The sequence below is a fragment of the Neorhizobium alkalisoli genome (assembly GCF_002968635.1).
In the GTDB taxonomy this organism is placed as follows: Bacteria; Pseudomonadota; Alphaproteobacteria; order Rhizobiales; family Rhizobiaceae; genus Neorhizobium; species Neorhizobium alkalisoli.
Genome location: NZ_PVBN01000001.1, coordinates 433,124 through 448,464, shown reverse-complemented (window position 1 = coordinate 448,464; position 15,341 = coordinate 433,124). Strand labels below are relative to the sequence as shown.

The window sequence follows — 15,341 nt, the reverse complement described above, 5'->3', positions numbered from 1 at the left end:
ATCTTCCTCCTCATCGATCAGAGGGCCGCGCGGACTGCCTCCACGATCCTTGCCACCCTCGGGTCTTCGTCGTGCGTCGCCTTCCGGGCCCGCACCAGGCAAGCTTCGGATTTCAGGATCACCCCGTCCGACAGGATCTTCAAGTGGTTTGCCCTGAGCGTCGAGCCGGTCGAAGTGATATCGACGATGATATCCGCCTGTCCTGCGGCCGGCGCGCCTTCCGTGGCGCCCAGGCTCTCGACGATGCGGTAAAGCTGGATGCCATGCTGCGACGAGAAGAATTGCTGGGTCAGCCGCCAGTATTTCGTGGCGATCTGCAGCCGCCTTCCGTGCCGGGCGCGGAAATCGGCCGCCACGTCGCCGAGATCGGCCATGGTTTCCACATCCAGCCAGATTTCCGGCACGGCGACCACGACGTCCGCCTGACCGAAGCCGAGACGGGCGCAGAACTCGACCTTCTGATCGGGACCGGCCATGCCTTCGCGGACGAGATCCTCTCCCGTGACGCCGAAATCGACCGCGCCGTTCGCAAGCTCACGGGCGATTTCAGAGGCGGACAGAAAGGCGATCTCAACCCCTTCGATGCCTTCGACCCGGCCGCGATAGGAGCGATCGTTGCCGACTGCGGAAATGGCAAGTCCGGCCTTTTCGAAGACCTCGACGGTGCCGTCCTTGATACGGCCCTTGGACGGGAGGGCAATTGTAAGGGCGTTCATTGTGAAGTCTTTTCTTCGCGCGGCGGGTCCGCCCGAAAACCGGTTTCCACTTTTCCGCCCGCCACACCAGACCTCGCCGTATCGATACGATCGAGCCAGAGCGAGAAGCCGACGGCCGGAATACGCTCCTTCGCGCCGAGCAGCGTCAGCAACCGGTCGAAACGGCCACCGCCGGCGAGCACCGCAGACGAGCCCGCTTGCGTCACCTCGAAGACGAGGCCGGTGTAATAGTCGAGCGGCCGGCCGAAGGCGGCGCGATAGGTCATGGCCGAAAGATCGGCACCGGCATTGGCAAGCGCTGTCAGGCGGGCGTCGAAGAGGGCGATCGCAGACCCCAGCTTCAGATCGGCAGCATCGGCAAAGCCCGCCAGAGCCGCCGGCGCTTCCGCCAGCGGAAGCTGCAGTGTCAGGAACTCCCGCAGCAGCAACAGCGCGCCGCCATCGAGCCGCGTCTCGGCAAGCTCGAGCTTTTCCTTCAGGCGCCTTGCGATCTCGGTCGGCGACCGGCTGGCATTGGTGGAATAACCGGTCTCCTCCATCGTGCGGTCGATCCGCGCGATGAGTTCGGCTTCGTTGCCGGAGGCGATGAGTTCGGTCACCTCCCGATCGAGCCCCGTCACCGGCTGCGGCCGGGCAAGCCGATCCAGCAGAGCCTCCAGATGCGCCATATCCCCGAAGGCGTGGATCAGCCGCTTCTGCCAGCCGAGCGGCAGGCCGAGCGCCCTGACCACCGCCTCGAACACGGCCTGGTCGCCAAGCGTCAGTTCCAGTCTGCCGGCGGGCAGCAGCGCTTTCAGAATGCCTGTCGCGTCGACGATCGCACGGGCATCGGCGCCGGCAATGTCGGTGTCGCCCAGATCTTCGATGCCGGCCTGATAGAATTCGTGGCTGCCCTCGCGGCGCTGACGGAAGACCTCGCCGAGATAGGAATAACGCTTCGGCGTGCCGGTTGCGGTCTCGATGTGGCGCAGGCAGACGGGAATGGTGAATTCCGGGCGCAGGCAGAGATTGGCGCCGGTCTCGCTCTCCGTCAGGAAGATGCGCCGGCGCAGATCCTCGCCCGCCATATCGAGGAAAGGTTCGGCCGGCTGGATCACCGGCGTGTTGACCCGCTCGGTGCGCCGGGCGGCGAATTCGTTGAGGAGGTCCGTCGAGAAGTCGGGCATGTCGATCAGGGGCATGGGGCGGCTCCAGACCAGCTCGCAAGCCCCCCTCTGCCCTGCCGGGCATCTCCCCCACAGGTGGGGAGATCACAAGAGGCACGACCGCCGCTTTCAAATCGGCACTGCGGAGGAAGAGACGTCAGATTAAACCCTATGCACGAGCCACCTGCCGATCTCCCCCCTTGAGGGGGAGATGCCCGGCAGGGCAGAGGGGGGCGAACCTTACGCATCCTTCGCCCGCCGCCGATCTTCCGCCTGGGCCGCCAAAATCTCCTTCACCTTGGCGACCAGATCCGCCTCGGGAACCGTATCCTGCGCCACGCGCGCTTCCCGCCAGGTCGCATTGTCCTCGATCTCCCCGGAAAGCCGCTTGCCTTCGATCAGGTCCTTCAACTGCACGACGCCTTGCGCCCGCTCGTCGCCGCCCTGGATGATGGCGATCGGGCAGCCGCGGCGGTCGGCATATTTCAGCTGGTTGCCGAATTTCTTCCAGTTGCCCTGGTACATTTCGGCGCGGATGCCTTCGTTGCGCAGCGCCTGAGTGAAACGCTGGTAGCGGCCCATGCTCTCGACATCACCGTCCATGACGGTGACGAGAACGGGTGCAATCACCTCGTCCTGCCCGAGCTTGCCGAGGTTCTTCAGCGCCGTCATCAGACGTGAAACACCGATCGAGAAACCCGTCGCCGGCACCGGCTGGCCCATGAAGCGCGATACGAGCCCATCATAACGACCGCCGCCGCCGACGGAGCCGAAGACGACCTTCTCGCCCTTTTCGTTGGTGACGTCGAAGGTGAGTTCGGCTTCGAAGACGGGGCCGGTGTAGTATTCGAGGCCGCGGACGACAGAGGGATCGATCCGCACGCGCATAGGCTCACCTTCGCGATTGTAATCAGCTGAATACGCCAACGACGCGATTTGAGAGAGTTCTGCATAACCTTCGTAGGCCGTTCCACCGCTGGCGAAAATCGATTTCCTATCCGGGAAGGTGATTTCGATGCGCTGAAACATTGCTTCGAGGTAGCCAAGTGAGATCGAGTTCTCCAGGCCGACGCTTTCAGGCTTATGTCTATCACGCTCCGAAATTGCAGGATGAATCGGCGCGACCTGCTTTACAAAATCCGGACTGGAACCGGGCTGACCCGCTACGGCAAAAGCGCCGGGCTGATACTCCATCAGCGGCTCAAGGCAATAGATCTGCTTTTCGTCCAAGCCCGCACCCTTGGTGAAGTCTCCCGACTCGTCCTTTCGCCCCTCACCAAGAAGAAGCTTGACGCCGGCAAGACCGAACTTGTCGAGCTTGTCGATGGCGCGCAGCACGTTAAGTCGGCGCCCGGCATTCTCATCTCCGCCGAGGCCGATCGCCTCCATGACGCCGTCCAAAACCTTGCGGTTGTTCACCCGGATCACGTAGTCGCCGCGCTTGATGCCGAGCGCTTCCATCGTGTCGGCCATCATCATGCACATTTCGGCATCCGCCTGGACGCCGGGCGCGCCGACCGTATCGGCGTCGAACTGCATGAACTGGCGGAAGCGGCCCGGGCCCGGCTTTTCGTTGCGGAAGACGTAACCGGCGCGATAGGTGCGGTAGGGAAGCTGGATCTCGTTGAAGTTTTCCGCCACATGGCGGGCGAGCGGGGCCGTCAGGTCGTAGCGCAGGCTCATCCACTGGTCGTCGTCGTCCTGCAGCGAGAAAACGCCCTCGTTCGGGCGGTCGCTGTCGGGCAGGAATTTTCCGAGCGCGTCGGTATATTCGAACAGCGGCGTCTCGACCGGATCGAAACCATAGCGCTCATAGACTTCGCGGATCTTTGCGATCATCTCGTTGGTGGCATGGATATCGGCAGCGGAACGATCGACGAAGCCCCGCGGCAGGCGGGCCTTCAGTTTCTGCGGTTTTTGTCTCTTGTCGCTCATGATCGGATTCCATTGCCAACGGCCGGATGAGGCCGGATTTGTGTGCGGTTTCTTAGAGGATAGAGGCCGGAGCGGCAAGGGCGGCGGCTGGCGAAGAATCGTTGCCGCCGGTATAACAATTGGCGCTTGGCAGGCTCGCCGCTTGTCCGGCGGCCAGCGATCCTCCATATGAACGGCTGGAGGCAATTTGTCATGCGCCCGATTACCGCGATCGGCTTCGATGCCGACGATACGCTCTGGCAGAACGAGCAATATTACCGTCTGACGGAGGCTCACTTCCAGACGCTGCTCGGCGACTTTGCCGAGGGCTCGCATATTTCCGAGCGCCTGCTCGAGGCCGAAAAGCGCAATCTTGCGCAATACGGCTTCGGCATCAAAGGCTTTACGCTGTCGATGATCGAGACCGCAATCGAGATCACCGAGGGCAAGGTGCCGGTGAATACGATCAGCGAGATCCTCGACATTGGCCGCGATCTGCTGCGCCACCCGGTCGAGACCCTCCCGCATGTGGAAGAAACGCTGGCAGCTCTCAACGGCGAATATCTTCTGGTGCTGATCACCAAAGGCGACCTCTTCGACCAGGAGCGCAAGCTGGCGCAATCAGGACTGGGCGACTATTTCGATGCGATCGAGATCGTCAGCGACAAGAATGCCACGACCTACCGGCGCATCTTCTCGAAACTGGCCGACGGCCCGGAACGGGCGATGATGGTCGGCAATTCGCTGAAATCGGATATCGTGCCGGCCATCGCTGCGGGAAGCTACGGCGTCTTCGTGCCGCATGAGCTGACCTGGGTGCTGGAGCATGTCGAAAAGCCGGAAGCCGCTCCGCGGTTCCGGCAGATCCAGAACCTCGGGGACCTGCAGCAGATTCTGATCGAGATTACGGACGCCGGAACTTCAGCCGCAATTCATCGACCTCCTGTCGGCAAAAGCAACCGTCGAGGTGGTCGTTGACGAGACCCATGGCCTGCATGAAGGCATAAACCGTGGTCGGGCCGACAAAGGTCCAGCCGCGCTTCTTCAGCGCCTTGGAGAGCAGCACCGAGACCGGCGTCGTCGGATTGGCTCGCAGCGTCGCCAGGTCCATCACCTCCGGACGACCTTCTGAGCCCGGCTCGAAGCTCCAGAAGAATTTTGCCAGCGATCCGACCTCATCCCGCAATTCCTGGGCCCGTCTGGCGTTGTTGATGGTCGAGACGATCTTGCCGCGATGGCGGATAATGCCGGCATCGGCCAGAAGGCGGACGACATCCTCTTCTCCGAACTCGGCCACCTTGTCGAAATCGAAACCGGCAAAGGCTGCGCGGAAATTCTCCCGCTTGCGCAGGATCGTCAGCCAGGACAATCCCGACTGGAACCCTTCGAGGCAGATTTTTTCGAACAGGCGCGAATCATCCGTCACAGGCCGGCCCCATTCTTCGTCATGATAACGACGATAATCCTCCAGGCCGCCGTGCCAGAAGCAGCGCCCCCTGCCGTCATCGCCGACGATGATTCCCGCCTTTTCCATCCCAAACCCCGATTCTTAACAGCGTTTGCCGCCGCTTTAGCACTGGTCAACCATGTTTCAAAACCGGCCGGTAACCCTGCCAAAAGGTTTATAGGCCAGACGCGTTTCCGTGTTCCACCCGTTTACCATTCGCTTTCACCTCGCGCTCACCATGCCGTCAACACGAGTGCCGCCCTCGTCTTCCACGATGGCGCCCGTCGGTGATTGTAACGAGTGGATCCGACCATGAAGAAAACCCTGTTTCTGGCGCTTGGCCTCGCGGCCGCCTTTTCCGGCGCCGCCCTCGCAAACGACCGCTACCGCGAACGCCCGCCGGTCATCGTCAGCCCAGACCTTGCCGCTCCGTGGGTGATGCAGCTCGCCGGCCCGAATGCCCGACCGGTCGTTTATCCCCGGCAGGCTGCTCAGCCGCGTGTCATCTATCGTCAGCGCGAATACCAGCAGCCGCGCGCCGTCCAGCGGAGCGGGATTTTCGGAGAAAGCCGCGTGGAGCCCGCAGCCGTCCGCCCGAACAGGCCGGTCCGCAGCCAGATCGAACCGCAGTTCCTGCCTCAGACGGTGACCTACGACACCACGGAAAAGCCAGGCACCATCATCATCGACACCAACAACCGCTTCCTCTATCTGGTGGCGGGCGACGGCCAGGCCCGTCGTTACGGCGTCGGGGTCGGCAAGCCGGGCTTCGAGTGGGCCGGAGAACATCGGATCACCCGCAAGGCGGAATGGCCGAATTGGACGCCGCCGAAGGAAATGATCACCCGCGAGGCGGCCAAGGGCCACTACCTGCCGGCGCGCATGGACGGCGGCCCGGAAAATCCGCTCGGCGCCCGTGCCATGTATCTCGGCTCGACGCTTTACCGCATTCACGGCACCAACGCTCCCTGGACGATCGGCAGCGCCGTCTCCTCCGGCTGTATCCGTATGCGCAACGAGGACGTGGTGGATCTCTACGAGCGGGTGAACATCGGCACGAAAGTCGTCGTCATGTGACCGATCCTCTCAAAAGTGAGGTGGCGGCGACACAGTCACACCTCCTTCTGACCCTCACAACTCCTTTATTAGCTATCTACGGTCTTGCTTTGGCGCCGGAGTCAGCTAGCTTTCCGCAATTCTGAATTGAGAAGGACTGCGGGAATGAGGAGAGGCATGACCGTCGCGATGGCCATGGGGATGGCTGGCGCGATATTTCTGACGGCCGGAAACGCCAGTGCGTTCACCACGGCCGCATCGCAAATCGAACGTCCGGCAAGCGACGTCACACTTGTGGCCCAGCCCCGGGAAGTACCGGAGAAATACAAGCGCCGCATGGTGCGTTTCTCGACGAGCGAAAAACCCGGCACGATCATCGTCGATACCGACAACAAGTTCCTTTACTACATCGAAGGCCCGAACCGTGCGACGCGCTACGGCATCGGCGTCGGTCGCGAGGGCTTCGGCTGGTCCGGCATCGTCAATGTCGGCCGCAAGGAGGAATGGCCATCCTGGAGGCCGCCGGCGGAAATGCGCGCTCGCGAAGCCCGTAACGGCCGAATCCTGCCCATTGTGCAGGACGGCGGCATCGACAATCCGCTCGGTGCCCGTGCGCTCTATCTCTACAAGGGCGGTCGCGACACCATCTTCCGCATCCACGGCACCAACCAGCCCTGGACAATCGGTCTCAACATGTCGTCGGGCTGCATCCGCATGATGAACAAGGATGTGGAGCACCTTTACTCCCGCGCCGGGATCGGCTCCAAGGTGGTCGTCATCGGCCCCGGCAACCGCCATGGCAAGGTCGACTACAAGGACCGCGGCATCGATATTTTCGGCACGATTTTCGGCGGCTGAGAACACCCTGGAATGGAAAAAAAGGCGGCGAAAGCCGCCTTTTTCACGGGTTTACGCTTCATTAACCATAACGGGTCTAGCTTCGCAGGTGACTGGTGCAAAAAAGGCACAGACCGGCGCCACATCCGCCGCTAATGTGCACCGCAAAAGCCAATATCCTTTTCCTGCAGGCTGATTCCATGCGCGAGCTTCTTTCTCTTTCTTTGATTTCCGCGGCCCTCATCGCCGGTGTTGCATTCACCCCCGCTTATGCTGCCGATCCGACGCAGGCCGAAGCGCCGTATGTCGCTCCGGTCGAGACCGGCGGATGGGAAATCTCCGGTTACGGCGGCTACCAGTTTGCGCCGCATTCCGACATCGAGGTTTCCGACCAGGCCGACTTCACCGCCGGCTGGGACACCAAGCCGTTCCAGATGCCGCCTTACTGGGGTGTGCGCGGCACCTACTGGTTTGACGGCGGCGCGCTGTCGAACTGGGGTATCTCGCTCGACTACACCCATGCCAAGGTCTATGCGGATGACGACACCCTGACCAAGTCCGGATGGTCGCATTTCGAATTTACCGACGGCCTGAACCTGCTGACGGTCAACGCCCTCTACAAGTTCCCGATCGAAGGCAGCAAATTCACGCCTTACGTCGGCGCCGGCGTTGGTATCAACGTCCCGCATGTGGAAGTCACGCGCGCCTCCGGCCGCACCTTCGACTACCAGTTCGGCGGTGCGACGCTGCAGGCGCAGGCCGGCGTGAAGTACCAGATCACCGACAACTGGTCGGTGTTTGCCGAATACAAGGGCAACTATTCCTGGGTTGATGTGGACATCGACAGCGGCGCTTCGCTGAAGACCAACATCCTCACCCATGCCGTCAACTTCGGTGTGTCCTACAAGTTCTGAGGCTTTAAACCCTCTCACGAAAAGCCGGCGTCACCGCCGGCTTTTTTATTTGCACCCTTACCTGGCTGAGAGCTTTTGAGGCTCAGGGCCGCCATAGGCCCAATCGAGCAGCTCCACGGTATGGAGGATGGGGATGGCGGTGCCCGTTGCGATCTGGGTGATGCAGCCGATGTTCCCGGTGGCGATCACATCCGCTTTGGTCGCCTCGATATTCCTGACCTTTCGAGCCTTGAGCTGGGCGGAGATCTCCGGCTGCAGGATGTTGTAGGTACCCGCGGAACCGCAGCAGAGATGCCCTTCGGCAGGATCGCGGACAGTGAAGCCGGCAGCCTTCAACAGGTTCTTCGGCGCAAGCGTGATCTTCTGCCCGTGCTGCATCGAACAGGCGGAATGATAGGCGACGTTGAGGCCTTTCGGCTCCAGCTTCGGCAGATCGAGGGTCGAAAGATATTCGGTGATATCCCTGGCGAGCGCCGAGACCTTTGCCGCCTTTTCCGCATAGGCCGGATCGAGCCGCAGCATATGCCCGTAGTCCTTGATCGTGGTGCCGCAGCCCGACGCGGTGACGATGATGGCATCGAGGCCGCCATTGTCGATCTCGCGGATCCAGACATCGACGTTGCGGCGAGCAAAATCCAGGGCCGGCTCCTCGCGGCCCATGTGGTGCACCAATGCGCCGCAACAGCCCTCGCCTTCAGGCACCACTACTTCGACGCCAAACCGCGACAGGAGGCGCAGCGTGGCTTCGTTGATGCCGGGATCGAGCACCGGCTGGGCGCAGCCGGACAGGATCGCCACCCGCCCCCGGCTTTCGGCTTGCGGCACAGGCCTGCCTGGAGTTGCAGCATCCGAAGGTCTCGCGATGGATGCCGGGGCTAGATCCAGCATGGCGCCGAGCGGCTTCAGTGCCGAAACCCGCTTCAGGAGCGGTGCGAAGGGGCGACCGAGCTTGGCCAACACGACGGCGGTGCGGAAGCGCGCCGGATAGGGGAGCACGGCAGCCAGCAGGTCGCGGATCAGCCGGTCCATCAGCGGGCGCCGATAGGTCTTCTCGATATGAATGCGGGCATGATCGACCAGATGCATGTAGTCCACGCCCGAAGGGCAGGTGGTCACGCAGGCCAGACAGGAAAGACAGCGATCGATATGGGTGACGACTTCCTCGTCCGCCGCGCGACCGTTCTCCAGCATGTCCTTGATGAGATAGATGCGGCCCCGCGGGCTGTCGAGCTCGTTGCCGAGCGTGACATAGGTCGGACAGGTCGCCGTGCAGAAGCCGCAATGCACGCAGCGGCGCAGGATCTTTTCGGATTCGGCCACATGCGGATCGGCAAGCTGCTCGGGCGTGAAGGAGGTTTGCATCAGAGGGCTCCCGCCATCTTGCCCGGGCTGAAGATGCCGGCGGGGTCGAGTTTATGCTTCACGCGGGCCGAGAGTGCCGCAACGGCGTCGGATTGCGGCTCGAAAGCGGCCGAGGCCGCCCTCACCTGTTCCGATGCCCGCATGAGCGTCGCATGGCCACCGCCGAGCGCTTTGATGTAACGGCGTAGAAGCTCGGCCTCCGGGTCGGCCTCCATGCGCATCCAGATCAGCCCGCCCTGCCAGTCGTAGAAGGCATCCACGCCTGCTTCGAGGCGAAGGGCGGCGACGAGCTGATGGCCGACCGACGGCGCGACGGAAACACGCCAGAGCGGTTTCTGGGTGCCGTCGGCATAGGGATGGACGTCGCGGATCTCGTGCCAGAGGGCCAGGCTCTCACCCGGACCGAGCCGGGAGACCGGGCCGAAGGCTGCCATGGCGGCTGCGAGCTTTTCGGCCCGCACCGAGACGGAGGCAGCAAGTCCTTCGAGACGCAGCACGGTCGCCTCCCCTTCCGGCAGAGCGCCGCCGACAAAGCGGCCCTTGACCGTTTGCGGCAGGTGCGCCGCGCCCGACACCTCAACCGGCAGCGCCAGGGCCGATGCCATGGCGTGCGCCGCGGCCGCGTCGTCCAGCCCGGAGATGACGATCGTCTCAACAGACTGCGGCACCGGCAGCACCCGGAAGGTCACTTCCGTCAGGAAGCCGAGCGTACCGTGCGAACCCGCGAGCAGCTTCACCAGGTCCAGACCCGTCACGTTCTTCATGACCCGGCCGCCGGCACGGATCACCTGCCCCTGGCCGTTGACGAAGCGAACGCCGAGCAGGCTGTCGCGCGCAGCCCCCGCCACGAACCGGCGCGGACCGGAGACGTTCGCGGCAAAGATGCCGCCGATCGTCGGTTCACCTGTTGTCCCCATAATACCGCGGTGGTCCATCGGCTCGAACGCCATCATCTGCCGGTTGGCGCCAAGTGCCGCTTCGATTTCCGCGACAGGCGTACCGGCTTTTGCCGTCATCACCATTTCGGCCGGCTCGTAATCGACGATGCCCGAGAGCCCACGAGAACTCATTGCCTCAGCCCCTTCGACGGGATCGCCAAAACCGGAGCGGCTATTACCGCCGCAAAGTGCGAGCCTCGTCCCCTGTGCAGCGGCATTGCGGATCACGTAAGCCGCGTCCGTCTCGGTATGCGGTATCAACGTCATGCAGCGGGCCGTCCGTCCAGCGGGAAAACCTTGGAGGGATTGAGGATCCACCCCTCGTCGAAGGCCGAACGCACGGCCATCTGCTGGGCGAGATCGGCATCGGAATACTGATGCCGCATCAGGTCGCGCTTTTCGATGCCGACGCCGTGCTCGCCTGTCAGGCAACCTCCCGCGTCGACGCAGAGCTTGAGGATCTCATTACCCGCCGCTTCGGCCCTGGCGGCATCTTCCGGATCGTTCGCGTTGAACAGGATCAGCGGATGCATGTTGCCGTCGCCCGCGTGGAAGACATTTGCGACCCGCAGGCCGAAGCTGTCGGTAATCTCGGAGGTCTTTTTCAGCACATAGGAAAGCTTGCCGAGCGGCACCGTGCCATCCATGCAGATATAGTCGGCGATACGGCCCGTCGCTCCGAAGGCGGACTTGCGGCCCTTCCAGATCAGCGCTGCCTCGGTCGCAGACTGGCTTTCACGGACGGTTTTCACCCCGTGACGGCGAGCGATCTCGACGATGCCTGCCAGCGTCGCATCCATTTCCGCCTCGGAGCCTTCCACCTCGACGATCAGAAGCGCGCCGACATCAAGCGGATAACCCGCATGGGCAAAGGCTTCGCAGATTTCGATCGCCGGCTTGTCCATGAATTCGATGGCCACAGGAATGATGCCCGAGCCGATGATATCGGTCACACACGCGCCTGCCTCTTCCGAGGTTTCAAAACCGAAGAGCACCGGGCGGGCGCCTTCCGGCTTGGCAATCAGCCTGACCGTCGCTTCGGCGACAATCCCGAGCTGGCCTTCCGAGCCGCAGACGAGGCCGAGCAGATCGTAACCGGCGCTGTCCAGATGCTTGCCGCCCAGATCGACGACCGTACCGTCGACCAGCACCATCTTGACGCCGAGCAGGTTGTTGGTCGTGACCCCGTATTTCAGACAGTGGGCACCGCCGGAGTTCATGCCGATATTGCCGCCGATCGTGCAGGCAAGCTGCGAACTCGGATCGGGTGCATAGAAGAAGCCGTCCACCCCGACCGCTTCCGAGATGCTGAGGTTCGTGACGCCGGCCTGAACCGTCGCCGTGCGGTTGGCATAGTCCACTTCCAGGATGCGCGACATCTTGGAAAGGCCCAGGACGATTGCGTCCTCTTGCGGGATCGCGCCGCCAGAAAGCGAGGTGCCCGCGCCGCGCGGCACGACGGGAATGCCGTAGCGGTAACAGTATTTCATGACCGCGGCCACCTGCGCCGTCGTTTTCGGCAGTACTACGGCCAGCGGCAGACGCCGGTAGGAGATAAATGCGTCCGTCTCGAAAGGAACGAGTTCGCGCGCTTCATGAATGACACATTCCGCCGGCAGAAGGTCAGCCAGATCGGCGACGATTGCCGCCCGCCGCGAAAGGACCTCAGGCCGGGGCGGCAAAAACTCTATCGCTTCGGACACGGTAACCTCCCTATATCGCCAAAGCCGGCTGTTCTTCGTTTCCGTATTCCACGATCCCGTCGCCCCTTCAATGTTCTTGTCGCATTTGAGCGATACCGGTTCGCAACGGTACAATTGTTGAACAGGTGTGCAAACTACGTATTGACGTGAAACCAAGCCAAGTCACAATTGTTATGGCTGTTGCGAACCCGTCCATCATGATTCTCTTAAAAAAGGTTGTGGATGGCTCGTTAAGCTTCACGCAATCCCCATATTAGCAAAATACGAATCACTCGGAGGTACGGCAGAAATTGGGCTTCATGGATCGGGTAAGCAGCAATCTTCGGTTGATGTTGCAGCGGCCACCGCGGCAGCAATATGCGGCGCTGTGTTATCGGATCAAAAAAAAGCAGGGTCTGCTCGAGGTTCTGGTCGCCACCAGCCGCGATACCGGTCGCTGGGTCATTCCCAAAGGCTGGCCGATGACCGACAAGAAAGCCCATCAGGTTGCCGAACGCGAGGCCTTCGAAGAGGTCGGCGTCAAGGGCAAGGTCGAGAAGGAGCCGTTGGGCTTCTATCACTACCGCAAGATGCTCGATAACGGCCTGAAGATACCGGTGCGGGTGCAGGTGCATGCGCTGGAAGTCGTGGATTGTCTCAAGGTCTTTCCCGAAAAGGGCTCCCGGACGCTGGAATGGGTGTCTTGCGAGGAAGCGGCCATGCGGGTCAACGAACCGGAGCTGAAGATCCTGCTCCTCCAATTTGCGGAAAAAATGCAGCCGCCCATTCCATCTCAACCGACCAAGGCTGCAAGCTGAACATTTTGCAATTCCGCGACATTGCCATCGCAATTTTCTGCGACTAAGCGACAAGCCACGATTTTCGCCGCAAGAGGGGAAATGGCTGCACGCCATCCTTTGCTTGCTTCTCATTCAAGGACGGAGATATGGGCCAAAAACGGCCGCGCCTGGCGAAGCCGACGCTGGACAAGGACCTGGAGAAATTCTCTTCGGTGGAGGAAGCCGCGCGGCAGATGTCACGCCGGTTTGCGGCCCCGGGCACGGCGGTTCTCTTCATCGTCCTGGTCGGCATCTTTGCCGCCTCCTATGTGACGGGGCAGCCAGGCACCTTCCTTGTCATCGCCGCTTCCGGGCTCGCGGCCTATATGGCGATGAACATCGGCGCCAATGACGTGACCAACAATATCGGCGCGGCCGTCGGCGCGCGCGCCATGACGATGACCTTCGGCCTTGGGCTTGCCGCGGTCTTCGAGGTTGCGGGCGCGGTCATCGCGGGCCGAGGCGTCGCCGACACCATCGCCAACGGCATCATGCAGGGCAGTATGATGGCCAGCCCGGATGTATTTATCTGGGCGATGATGGCGGCACTCCTTGCCGCAGCCATCCTCATCAATGTCGCGACCTGGTCGGGCGCACCGATCTCGACCACCCATTCGATCGTCGGCGGGGTGATGGGCGCCGGAATAGCCGCTGCCGGCCTTTCCGCCATCAACTGGGGGACGATCGCCGGCATCACCGCAAGCTGGGTCTTGTCGCCCATCCTTGGTGCGGTCATCGCAGCAGCCTTCCTCGCCCTCATCAAGGAAACCATCATCTATCGGGAAGACAAGATTGCCTCGGCGACGAAATGGGTGCCGATACTCATCGGCACCATGACCGGCGCTTTCGCGGGCTTTCTCTCTCTGGTCGGGTTGGGCCAGCTCGTGGACGTGTCGGCGCCGGTCGCCACGTTGATCACGCTTGTGACTGGCCTCGTCGCCTGGCGGCTTCTCATTCCCGTCATTGCAAGGCAGGCGGAAGGGCTTGAAAATCGCAACCAGTCGCTTCGCAAGCTGTTTCGCATTCCGCTCGTCTTCTCGGCCGCCCTCCTCTCCTTCGCGCACGGCGCCAATGACGTCTCGAACGCCATCGGACCGCTCGCAGCCATCGTTTCGGTGGCGCAGCAGGGTGCAGGAGCGAATATCCATGTGCCGTTCTGGGAACTGGTCATCGGCGGGCTCGGGATTTCGCTCGGGCTGCTGCTCTACGGGCCGAAACTCGTCAGGCTCGTGGGTGCCGAGATCACCAAGCTCAATCCGATGCGGGCATATTGCGTATCGCTTTCCACCGCTCTCACGGTGATCGTGGCCTCCTGGCTCGGCCTGCCTGTTTCCTCGACGCATATCGCCGTCGGAGCGGTGTTCGGGGTCGGCTTCTTCCGCGAGTGGTACACCAGCCACTCCCGGCGTCGTTACGAATACATGCGCGTGCGGGCCGGCAAGGAATTCGACCCGGAGGAGCCTTTCGAGCGCAACGACGACGAATTGAAACGCCGCTATCTGGTACGGCGTTCGCATTTTCTCAGCATCATCGCCGCATGGTTGATCACGCTGCCGGCCGCCGCCGCTCTTGCGGCGCTGATCGCAACGGCTATGTTCGCCCTGTTCGCCTGACACAGGATATTCATGCGCGCCAATTTCCGGATGCAGAGACTGTTCATCAACGCGCCGCTTGCTCTCGGCGAGCGGCACGAGGCGTCCGCGGAACAGTTCAATTACCTGGCCAATGTGCTGCGGCTGGCGGAGGGAGCCGAAATTCTCGCCTTCAACGGCCGCGACGGCGAATGGCGGGTCAAAGTCACCTTCCCCAGCCGCAAAAAGATTGTGCTTGAGGCCGTGGAACAGACCCGGTCGCAGCCGCCGGCATCCGATCTGCATTACCTCTTCGCGCCGCTGAAGGTCGGCAGGCTCGACTATCTGGTCCAGAAGGCGGTGGAAATGGGCGCCGGGGTCCTGCAGCCGGTCATGACCCAGCACGTCCAGGGCAAGATCACCAGCCTGGAACGGCTTCAGGCGAACGTCATCGAGGCGGCCGAGCAGTGCGGCATATTGTCAATTCCCGAGGTCATGCCACCGAAGAAGCTGGGCGACCTCCTGGGCCAGTGGCCGGAGGACCGCCGCATCATCTTCTGCGATGAGGGCGACGAGGGCCAGAATCCGCTTCCCGTTCTTTCCGCCGTCCAAGAGAGGAAGTTGGCGCTTCTGATCGGTCCCGAAGGGGGATTTTCCGAGGAAGAGAGGGGTAATTTGCGTGAATGCCCCTTCGTTACCGCCATCCCGCTCGGTCCGCGGATTCTCAGGGCGGACACGGCAGCAGTCGCCGCGCTAGCGGTCATCCAGGCGACGATCGGCGACTGGAGATGACGCGCATGACACGGTTGACACAGCGGCTGTGAAATTCTGAAGATATCTTGAAAGAAATTCACTTGCACCGCACATCAATCCGGTTCAATCAGCCGGACATTCGTCCAGATCAGGCATTCCGCACAAGG

Annotated in this window: 13 protein-coding genes and 1 pseudogene; 7 read left to right on the top strand and 7 right to left on the bottom strand. The window is 62.1% G+C overall.

What is annotated here, in order from left to right; all coding sequences use genetic code 11:
- Positions 1 to 17 precede the first annotated feature (17 nt).
- The 3 genes from hisG to C5L13_RS02105 form a co-directional block, all read right to left on the bottom strand.
- Positions 18 to 716 (bottom strand): ATP phosphoribosyltransferase, encoded by a 699-nt coding sequence (gene hisG, locus C5L13_RS02120; RefSeq protein ID WP_105381594.1) that lies wholly within the window; start codon positions 714 to 716, stop codon positions 18 to 20.
- Positions 713 to 1,897, bottom strand: coding sequence for an ATP phosphoribosyltransferase regulatory subunit (locus tag C5L13_RS02115; protein WP_105381593.1), 1,185 nt, complete (start codon positions 1,895 to 1,897; stop codon positions 713 to 715). The genes hisG and C5L13_RS02115 overlap by 4 nt, the downstream gene beginning before the upstream one ends.
- 204 nt (positions 1,898 to 2,101) lie before the next feature.
- Positions 2,102 to 3,796, bottom strand: a complete 1,695-nt coding sequence (locus C5L13_RS02105) for a histidine--tRNA ligase (RefSeq protein WP_105381592.1) — start codon at positions 3,794 to 3,796, stop codon at positions 2,102 to 2,104.
- A 192-nt stretch (positions 3,797 to 3,988) separates the two neighbouring features.
- Here C5L13_RS02105 and C5L13_RS02100 point away from each other — a divergent pair.
- Positions 3,989 to 4,672: pseudogene (locus tag C5L13_RS02100) on the top strand (HAD family hydrolase); the annotation flags it as partial.
- 7 nt (positions 4,673 to 4,679) lie between these two features.
- On the opposite strand, the gene C5L13_RS02095 reads toward C5L13_RS02100, so the two are convergent.
- Complete coding sequence (locus tag C5L13_RS02095; protein WP_105381590.1) at positions 4,680 to 5,309, bottom strand: DNA-3-methyladenine glycosylase I; 630 nt, start codon at positions 5,307 to 5,309, stop codon at positions 4,680 to 4,682.
- Positions 5,310 to 5,534: 225 nt separating this feature from the next.
- Between C5L13_RS02095 and C5L13_RS02090 the strand changes: the two genes are divergently transcribed.
- The 3 genes from C5L13_RS02090 (at position 5,535) to C5L13_RS02080 (ending at position 8,029) form a co-directional block, all read left to right on the top strand.
- Positions 5,535 to 6,299 carry a L,D-transpeptidase gene (locus C5L13_RS02090; RefSeq protein ID WP_105381589.1) on the top strand — a complete coding sequence of 255 codons (765 nt, stop codon included), beginning with the start codon at positions 5,535 to 5,537 and terminating at the stop codon, positions 6,297 to 6,299.
- A 144-nt stretch (positions 6,300 to 6,443) separates the two neighbouring features.
- The gene (locus C5L13_RS02085; RefSeq protein ID WP_105381588.1) at positions 6,444 to 7,136 is read left to right on the top strand and encodes a L,D-transpeptidase; all 693 of its coding nucleotides are present in this window, start codon (positions 6,444 to 6,446) and stop codon (positions 7,134 to 7,136) included.
- Between the two features lie 179 nt (positions 7,137 to 7,315).
- On the top strand, positions 7,316 to 8,029 hold the full coding sequence (locus tag C5L13_RS02080; RefSeq protein WP_105382039.1) for an outer membrane protein: 714 nt from the start codon (positions 7,316 to 7,318) through the stop codon (positions 8,027 to 8,029).
- A gap of 57 nt (positions 8,030 to 8,086) precedes the next feature.
- Here the strand turns inward: C5L13_RS02080 and glcF are convergent, their stop codons facing one another.
- Genes glcF through C5L13_RS02065 form a run of 3 tightly spaced genes read right to left on the bottom strand, consistent with a single transcriptional unit; the run spans position 8,087 to position 12,032 of the window.
- Positions 8,087 to 9,391, bottom strand: coding sequence for a glycolate oxidase subunit GlcF (gene glcF, locus C5L13_RS02075; protein ID WP_105381587.1), 1,305 nt, complete (start codon positions 9,389 to 9,391; stop codon positions 8,087 to 8,089).
- Positions 9,391 to 10,596: an FAD-binding protein gene (locus C5L13_RS02070; protein ID WP_105381586.1), complete on the bottom strand. Its 1,206-nt coding sequence runs from the start codon at positions 10,594 to 10,596 to the stop codon at positions 9,391 to 9,393. Before C5L13_RS02070 ends, glcF begins: the two co-directional genes overlap by 1 nt.
- Entirely contained in the window at positions 10,593 to 12,032 is a 1,440-nt protein-coding gene (locus C5L13_RS02065) for an FAD-linked oxidase C-terminal domain-containing protein (protein ID WP_105381585.1), read from the bottom strand. Before C5L13_RS02065 ends, C5L13_RS02070 begins: the two co-directional genes overlap by 4 nt.
- Before the next feature lie 290 nt (positions 12,033 to 12,322).
- Here C5L13_RS02065 and C5L13_RS02060 point away from each other — a divergent pair, with 290 nt between their 5' ends.
- The 3 genes from C5L13_RS02060 (at position 12,323) to C5L13_RS02050 (ending at position 15,213) form a co-directional block, all read left to right on the top strand.
- Positions 12,323 to 12,829 carry an NUDIX hydrolase gene (locus C5L13_RS02060; RefSeq protein WP_105381584.1) on the top strand — a complete coding sequence of 169 codons (507 nt, stop codon included), beginning with the start codon at positions 12,323 to 12,325 and terminating at the stop codon, positions 12,827 to 12,829.
- 128 nt (positions 12,830 to 12,957) lie between these two features.
- The gene (locus tag C5L13_RS02055) at positions 12,958 to 14,463 is read left to right on the top strand and encodes an inorganic phosphate transporter (RefSeq protein ID WP_105381583.1); all 1,506 of its coding nucleotides are present in this window, start codon (positions 12,958 to 12,960) and stop codon (positions 14,461 to 14,463) included.
- A gap of 12 nt (positions 14,464 to 14,475) precedes the next feature.
- Positions 14,476 to 15,213, top strand: coding sequence for a 16S rRNA (uracil(1498)-N(3))-methyltransferase (locus tag C5L13_RS02050; protein ID WP_105381582.1), 738 nt, complete (start codon positions 14,476 to 14,478; stop codon positions 15,211 to 15,213).
- The last annotated feature ends 128 nt before the right edge of the window (positions 15,214 to 15,341 follow it).